We start from the raw sequence: 7332 nt of genomic DNA on the forward strand, positions 1-7332 counted from the left end.
TCACCAGAAAGGGTAAAGGTGGCCGACTTTTACGCCGCCCGCAGCAGGCTCATCCCGCCGCTACCGTGGCCGACTTTCGCACCGCCGTTCTCACCGATGCCCGCCGTCGTCATTTCCGCCCGGGCCGTCTGAGTCGGCGAGGAACATAGGAGAAAGCACGTGCGATCGGCACCCGATCTTCGCGACGTACTCGGATGTGAAATCCGGACCGGTCAGACCTTTCTGAACAAGCCGAAATGGAATCGCTGCACGCTGCCCCAGGGCGTGCGGTGATCGTGCATCGAGGACTGGATCAGCCGATAGCCCGGACCCAGCCGTTCCGCGAGAGGAGCCGCGTCATAGCGGGCAACCGCCAGTCCGCTGCATTTTTCCGGTCCATCCGGCGCAAACGTGCCGATGATGGCATGGCCACCGGGCATAAGGGCGCGGTCCATGACCCGCAGATAGGCGTCCTGATCGGCGGCCTTGGTCAGGAAGTGAAACGCAGCCCGATCATGCCAGACATCGAAGGGCCCGGACGGTTGCCAATCGAGGATGTTCGCCACAACCCATTTGACAGGGGCATCCTCCGGCAGTCGAGCGCGGGCCTTTGCCAGCGCCGTCTCGGACAGGTCGAGCACAGTGATCCGATGGAAGCCCTGTTCCAACAAGCAATCGACCAGCCGCGACGCCCCCGCGCCAACATCGACAATGGCGGCATCCTTGTCTGCCCCTGTCGCCGCGATCAGGTCGAGTGAAACCTGCGGACGATCCTCGTACCAGCTCGTCTCGGCCTCTTCCTTGCTCTGATAGACATCTTCCCAGTGGTTCGGTTCTTCAGCCATGGTCGTTCCCTCAAAGATCCACCCGCCGCAGCCGCAGCGCGTTGGTGATGACCGAGACGGACGAGAGGCTCATCGCAGCCGCCGCGATCATGGGCGACAGCAACAACCCGGTCACGGGATAAAGCAACCCGGCAGCGATCGGCACGCCAAGCGTGTTGTAGGCGAAGGCGAAGAACAGGTTCTGTTTGATGTTGCGCAGGGTCGCCCGCGCCAGTTTGCGCGCCCGCACGATGCCCATCAAGTCGCCACCCAGAAGGGTGATCCCGGCGCTTTCCATTGCCACATCCGCCCCTGTTCCCATGGCGATGCCAACATCCGCGGCGGCCAGAGCAGGTGCGTCGTTCACCCCGTCGCCCGCCATGGCGATCTTGTGGCCCTCGCGGCGCAACCGGTCGATCAGATCCTTCTTGGCTTCAGGCAGGATGCCCGCGCGCACCTCGTCGATGCCGAGCTTGCCCGCGACCGCCTGCGCCGTGCGTTCATTATCGCCCGTCGCCATGATGACGCGCAGCCCTTGCGCATGAAGTTCCTTGATCGCCTGTGCGGTGCTGTCCTTGATCGGGTCGGCCACGGCCACGATGCCTGCGAGTTCCCCATCAACCACGATGAACATCGCCGTCTTGCCCTCAGTGCGCAGGGTGTCGGCCTGTGCCTCGGCCGCGTCTGTGTCCAGGCCCATCTCCTGCATCATCACCGTGTTGCCGAGCGCGATCGCCCGTCCGCCGATCTGTCCGCGCACACCCTTGCCGGTGACGGCCTCGAACTCGGTCGCCTCTTGACGGTCGGTGCCCGCCGCTTCGGCCCCTTCCACGATCGCTTCGGCCAGAGGATGCTCGGACCCGCGTTCCAGTGCAGCGGCCAACGACAGAATATCTGCCTCAGCCCAATCCCCCAACGCCACCATGTCGGTCAGTTTCGGCTTGCCCATGGTCAGCGTGCCGGTCTTGTCGACGATCAGTGTATCGACAGACGCCATCCGCTCCAGCGCCTCGGCGTCCTTGATCAGCACCCCCGCCTGCGCGCCGCGTCCCGCCGCCGTGGTGATCGAGATCGGAGTGGCCAGCCCGAGCGCGCAGGGGCAGGCGATGATCAGCACCGAGACGGCCGAGGCGATGGCAAAGACCAGTGCGGGTTCGGGCCCGAAGATCATCCATACGATGAAGGCAAAGATCGCAGTCCCCACGACCGTCGGCACGAATATGGCTGAGACCCGGTCCGCCAGTCCCTGGATTGGGGCACGTGACCGCCGTGCATTCGACACCATGGTCACGATCTGCGCCAGCACGGTATCGGCACCGACCTTGCCTGCTTCGATCACCAGAGAGCCGTTCTTGTTGATCGTGGCACCGGTCACAGCATCGCCAGGGCCCTTTTCGACCGGCATCGACTCGCCGGTAAGCATGCTTTCGTCCAAGCTGGATCGCCCCTCGATCACCGACCCGTCCACCGGGACCGCATCGCCGGGGCGCACGCGCAGCCGGTCGCCTTCCATGATGTTCTCCAGCGGCGCGTCATATTCCGTACCGTCCGGCAGGATGCGCCGCGCGGTCTTGGGCGCGAGGTCTAGCAGTGCGCGGATCGCATCGCCCGTGCGTTCGCGGGCACGAAGTTCCAGCACCTGGCCAACAAAGACCAGTGCCACGATCACCACCGACGCCTCGAAGTATGTGCCAACACCATGGCCCATTCGATACTGTTCAGGGAAAAGGCCCGGCAGGAAAGTCGCGAAGATCGAGTAGATGTAGGCCGCCGACACGCCAAGGCTGATTAGCGTCCACATATTGGGCGAGCGGTTTATTATTGAATCCCAGCCCCGCTTGAAGAACGGCCATGCCGCCCAGAGCACGATGGGCGTCGCCAGCACAAATTCCAAGTAGCTGGCCATCTGATGCCCGATCCAGTCGCGCACCGGCAGGCCGACCAGCCCGCCCATGGTAAGCACGATCAGCGGCACCGCCGCAGCCGCCGAGATCCACATCCGGCGGGTGAAGTCGGTCAGCTCCTCGCTCGGCTCGTCGGAGGGTACCATGGGTTCCAGCGCCATGCCGCAGATCGGGCAGGCCCCCGGCGCATCGCGGATGATCTCGGGATGCATCGGGCAAGTGTATTGGACGTCGGCGGGCGCGGTCTTCTTTTTCCCTGCGGTGCGGCCCGTCGCGTAGTGCCACGGGTCGGCCTTGAACTTCGTCTGGCATTTTTCCGAGCAGAAATGGAAAGTTTTGCCCCCGAACTCCGCGTGCCGCCCGTCGGGCTTGACTGCGACCGTCATCCCGCAGACCGGGTCCTTTGCCGTCTCGGCTCCCGCCGGAATGTCGGGCGCGGTATGATGATGATCGTGGTCCATGGTGTGCGAACCTTTCTGGTTCTGTGGTAGTTTCCATACTCCCAGGGACTGGAAGCTCAAATCATTTTCAATGGTGGTTTTGATCGCCTTCTCTGACAGGATTGCGCGCGAGGAACACCCGCACGAATAGGAACACCAGCGCCATGCCGACTATGCCGATCACGACGATCAGCGGGTCGGACTGCCACTTCATTGCGGCGAAGGCGGCCAGCACCACGGCATCGAGCAAGATGGCCGTCAGCAGCACCCAGCCCCGTGCGCCGATCTCCTCGCGAAGGTGCCGAAACACGCCCAAATGGATGATGATGTCCATCACCAGGTAGAAGAAAGCGCCAAGCGAGGCGATCCGGCTGAGGTCGAAGAAAATAGTACCCGCGCCAATCATCACGCCGGTGCCCATGGCCACCGCGCCTGGCAAGGTGATGCTGTTTTTCTTGTAGGCGTTCGACATCATGAATCCTTTTCGGTTTTGCGTCGGGTCGCAATCCAGAGCAGCGGCAATCCTGTGACCAGGCCGAGGCCAAGCACCGCCCATGTCGCCCGGCCAAGGTCCCCGCTGACCGCCTCCCCACCGAAATGGGCGAGCAGGAAGCTTGCCGGAACGATACCGGCCAGTGTCGCAAGCGCGAAACGCCAAGCGTGCAGCCGACTGAGGCCGGCTGCGTAGCTGATCATGTCGAAGGAAACGAAGGGCATCAGGCGGCTGGCAAAGACCGTCGCCGTCAACGCGGTCTGCGACCCGAGCAGACCGACGTCCATCTGATCACCGAACACCCGTCGCAAGACATCATGACCCAGAACTCGCGCCAGGCCGAACGCGATCAGCGCCCCAAGCTCTGCGCCGATCACGACCTGCAGCGTCCCCCAGAGATGCCCGTAGGCCGCCCCTGCGGCCAATGCAATCGGCGCGCTCGGGATCGGGCTGGCCACAACCGCGACGGTCATCAGCGTGATGATCAGAACCGGCCCCCAGAGGCCAGCGCGGGCGACCAGCCTCTCGAGAGGCTCACCGTCCATCAGTCCACGTGTCTCGGCGAACACCGAAGGCGCGAACTGCCAGACACCGAGCAGGACGATCCCGAAGATCGCCAGCCCCGCGAGAATGGCGGCGCGTAGGCTCATCTCAGATCGCCTCGACGGCCTCCGCCAGAAGGTCGCGGACCTGACCTGCGACGGCCGCAAGCTCAGCGTTTTCGATCGCCTGCATCGACGCCACTGGGTTGATGGCGTTGACCTCAACACCGCCCTCGACCTTGCGCAGGATGACGTTGCAGGGCTGCATCGCGCCGACCCTGGGCTCGATTCCGATCGCCTGATGCGCCATCTTCGGATTGCAGGCGCCGAGGATGCGGGAGGCCGGCATCTCGACGTCGAGTTTCTTCTTCATCGTCGACTTGACGTCGATTTCGGTAAGAATACCAAAGCCTTGATCGGTCAACGCATCGCGAGTGCGAGCGTCAATAGCGTCAATATCGGCGTCCGGTATCAGACGGTTGATCGTGTAGTCCATCGGAAGCTCTTTCAGTTTATTTGCGCAAGTATTTTAGAAGCGCCGCAATGGCGAGACCGACCAGTACGATGCACACAATCGTCCAGATCCAGCCGAAGCCCATGCCGTAACCCATACCGTAGTCGTTCATCGTTGTTTTCTACCGTAATTAGTCATGAGACTGCCCCCGCCAACCGGCGCTTGGCGCGATTGGCGGCGAAACCTGCGCATCAGTTGTTGCCCATCATGCCTCGATGTCTGCCCTGCGTGTCGCCATGCTGCCAGCCGCTGTGGCTTTCCATCATAGCGGCCATTGCAGCCATTTCGGCTTCCGTCACCTGCGCGTCGCCGTCAGGATCGTGCATCTGGAAGGCGCGAACGGTCATTGGTCGAGTATGAGCCGCGTGCATCACCGCAAATTCCTCAAGCGAAAGCGTGCCGTTGCCGTCAGCATCATAAGTCTTGATTTCGGCCTGAATGCCGACTGTCAATTCTTCAGGGCTGAGCGTGCCGTCCTTGTTGGTGTCAAACGTGGCCATTGCGTAGTTTTGGCCTCCGCCCATCATCATGCCCATCCCAACATGACCGCCCATCATGCCGTAATGGTCACCTATCATACCCATTCCGCCACCCATCATCTGGCCTGGCTGCATTTGGGTTTGCTGGGCGACCACCGGCACCGCAACGGCGGCAAGGCCGAGGGTGGCAACAGCTGCAAGCGCGAAGTTTTTCGAGCGTCTCATGGCATCTCTCCTCAATTTAGTGGCATGTCGCCAAGGAAGCGATCATAGGCTATTCGGGGCTTCAGATACTGATTTGGATCAATCATCGAATTCACAGGCCGGGTAGCGCAAAAATCCGTTTTTTGCCATTGTACGACGTCGATCTCTTGAGGTTGTTTCCCGGCGTGTACCATTAAGAACGAGTGTACCAACAAGAGGCCGTCCAAGGACCTTCACTTGGCGGATCATCAGAATAAGGATTGCACTATCATTGCTCGACCGCACGTCTTAGCCCGAGATATTACAGCAGCAGCTTTCCGGGTCACCAAAAGATCGGCACCCCCAGGATCTATATTCCTATGCCAAGCATGATTAGGTTCTCGCTGAGAGAGATTGCCCCAAGGGGAACGCTGGACCCACCACGGGCCCAACAGTTTCGCTGCGTGGACCCCCGGGTAACGTAAGCCGCTTTGCAGCGCCGCAGAGAAAAGTCCGGCTTCCAGGCCGTCTAAATGTCAGCTTTCATCTTCGCAGCCAGCTTGGCTCGCAATTGCAGCGAAAGTCCGGAATCCTGAAGGTTTTTCGATGCGGGCCGCGGCGCGACGTGGGCGGCCGGGAGGTGGCGGCCCGCGTTGACAAACCTCGGAAGGAGGAAGCCGCGGGGGTCTTGGATCATCCTATGGGGAAAGTGCGCGGGCGGTCGGGGCGGCGGCTGCATCCGGGGTGCGGCTGATGGCGAGCCAGGTGCCTGATACGGCCGCAAACCCGGCCGTTGATCCCGACAAGGCTGTGCGTTTCGGAGTTGCTGCCGCCTTTGGCCGCGCTGGAAACGGGAGCGCACACACTGTTCGGACCGGATCTGTGGATTGTAGCCGGTGCTGCTTCGTGTCGGATGACGTGCGATATGTCATGCGGCCTGCTCTCTGAGTGGCGCACGCGACATCGGTTTCTGCCCGCGCCGGAAGATCTCGATGATGCGCATGGGGCCGCCGCAGCAGGGGCATGGCTCGCGCAGGGTGAGCGGGGTGATCTCGGTCTGTGGTTCCGGCCCAGTGACCTGATCAGGCCGCTGGACGCAAAGCGAGGCGCGGATCTTGGTGATGTTGGCCTTGCGGGCAGCGCTGGCGAGCAGCCCGTAGTGCCGGATGCGGTGGAAGCCGTCCGGCAGGACGTGGATCAGGAACCTGCGGATGAACTCCGGCGTCGCCAGCCGCATGAGCTTCTGCCGGTCGCCGGATTTGATGCGGTAATCCTTCCAGCGGAAGGCCACGGTATCGGCATCGGCACTGACCAGGCGATTGTTCGAGATCGCCACCCGGTGGGTATAGCGACTGAGATAGGCGAGCACGGCCTCGGGTCCGCCGAAGGGCGGCTTGGCATAGACCACCCATTCGGATTTGCGGAACGGGGCGAGCCAGCCGGTGAAGGTGTTCGCGTTGGCCAGCTCGGCCAGCGCGCCGAAGAACACCAACTCACCGGCCCGGTGCAGATCCATCAGCCCTTCCAGAAACAGGCGTCGAAACAGCCGCGATAGCACCCGCACATGTAGGAAGAATCTAGGGTGGCAGGCGACCCACCTCGTGCCGTCGGGCGACAGGCCGCCGCCGGGGACGATCATGTGGACATGGGGATGGTGGGTCAGCGCCGACCCCCATGTATGGAGCACGCTGGTCATGCCCTCCCGCGCGCCCATGCGCTTGGGGTCGGCGGCGATGGTCATCACTGTCTCGGCCGATGCCTTGAACAGCAGCCCGCAGACAGCCTTCTTGTTCCAATAGGCGATCTGCGCGATCTCAGCCGGCAGAGTGAAGACGACGTGGAAGTATTCGACGGGCAGAAGATCCTCGGCGCGCGCCGCCAACCGTCGCGGCCAATTGGTCGGTCTTGCGCAGTGAACACTCCCAAACCTTTGGAACCTGCCATCCAGCTTATATCAATTGGTCCCGTATGGCG

At 62.4% G+C, this 7332-nt stretch carries 6 protein-coding genes and 1 pseudogene; all 7 read right to left on the minus strand.

All coding sequences use genetic code 11. The annotated features are described in order from the left end of the window. Positions 1 to 212: 212 nt before the first annotated feature. Positions 213 to 824 (minus strand): class I SAM-dependent methyltransferase, encoded by a 612-nt coding sequence (locus tag ABIE57_RS19965; protein WP_354540791.1) that lies wholly within the window; start codon positions 822 to 824, stop codon positions 213 to 215. A 10-nt stretch (positions 825 to 834) separates the two neighbouring features. Then, on the minus strand, positions 835 to 3168 hold the full coding sequence (locus ABIE57_RS19970) for a heavy metal translocating P-type ATPase (protein ID WP_354540792.1): 2334 nt from the start codon (positions 3166 to 3168) through the stop codon (positions 835 to 837). Positions 3169 to 3235: 67 nt separating this feature from the next. Further along, positions 3236 to 3619 (minus strand): hypothetical protein, encoded by a 384-nt coding sequence (locus ABIE57_RS19975; protein ID WP_454283828.1) that lies wholly within the window; start codon positions 3617 to 3619, stop codon positions 3236 to 3238. Then, entirely contained in the window at positions 3619 to 4290 is a 672-nt protein-coding gene (locus ABIE57_RS19980; RefSeq protein ID WP_354540793.1) for a TVP38/TMEM64 family protein, read from the minus strand. Before ABIE57_RS19980 ends, ABIE57_RS19975 begins: the two co-directional genes overlap by 1 nt. A gap of 1 nt (position 4291) precedes the next feature. Beyond that, the gene (locus ABIE57_RS19985; RefSeq protein ID WP_354540794.1) at positions 4292 to 4678 is read right to left on the minus strand and encodes a DUF302 domain-containing protein; all 387 of its coding nucleotides are present in this window, start codon (positions 4676 to 4678) and stop codon (positions 4292 to 4294) included. A 209-nt stretch (positions 4679 to 4887) separates the two neighbouring features. Then, complete coding sequence (locus ABIE57_RS19990; protein WP_354540795.1) at positions 4888 to 5400, minus strand: EF-hand domain-containing protein; 513 nt, start codon at positions 5398 to 5400, stop codon at positions 4888 to 4890. 886 nt (positions 5401 to 6286) lie between these two features. Then, positions 6287 to 7240, minus strand: a pseudogene (locus tag ABIE57_RS19995) (IS91 family transposase); the annotation flags it as partial. Positions 7241 to 7332 lie beyond the last annotated feature (92 nt).

The sequence above is a fragment of the Roseovarius sp. MBR-6 genome, from assembly GCF_040547525.1.
Taxonomy (GTDB): Bacteria; Pseudomonadota; Alphaproteobacteria; order Rhodobacterales; family Rhodobacteraceae; genus Roseovarius.

Bases quoted from the DNA above. Each gene is read 5' to 3' on its own strand.
- ABIE57_RS19985 (WP_354540794.1), bottom strand. From the start codon at position 4,678: ATGGACTACACGATCAACCGTCTGATACCGGACGCCGATATTGACGCT.
- ABIE57_RS19975 (WP_454283828.1), bottom strand. From the start codon at position 3,619: ATGTCGAACGCCTACAAGAAAAACAGCATCACCTTGCCAGGCGCGGTG.
- ABIE57_RS19970 (WP_354540792.1), bottom strand. From the start codon at position 3,168: ATGGACCACGATCATCATCATACCGCGCCCGACATTCCGGCGGGAGCC.
- ABIE57_RS19965 (WP_354540791.1), bottom strand. From the start codon at position 824: ATGGCTGAAGAACCGAACCACTGGGAAGATGTCTATCAGAGCAAGGAA.
- ABIE57_RS19990 (WP_354540795.1), bottom strand. From the start codon at position 5,400: ATGAGACGCTCGAAAAACTTCGCGCTTGCAGCTGTTGCCACCCTCGGC.
- ABIE57_RS19980 (WP_354540793.1), bottom strand. From the start codon at position 4,290: ATGAGCCTACGCGCCGCCATTCTCGCGGGGCTGGCGATCTTCGGGATC.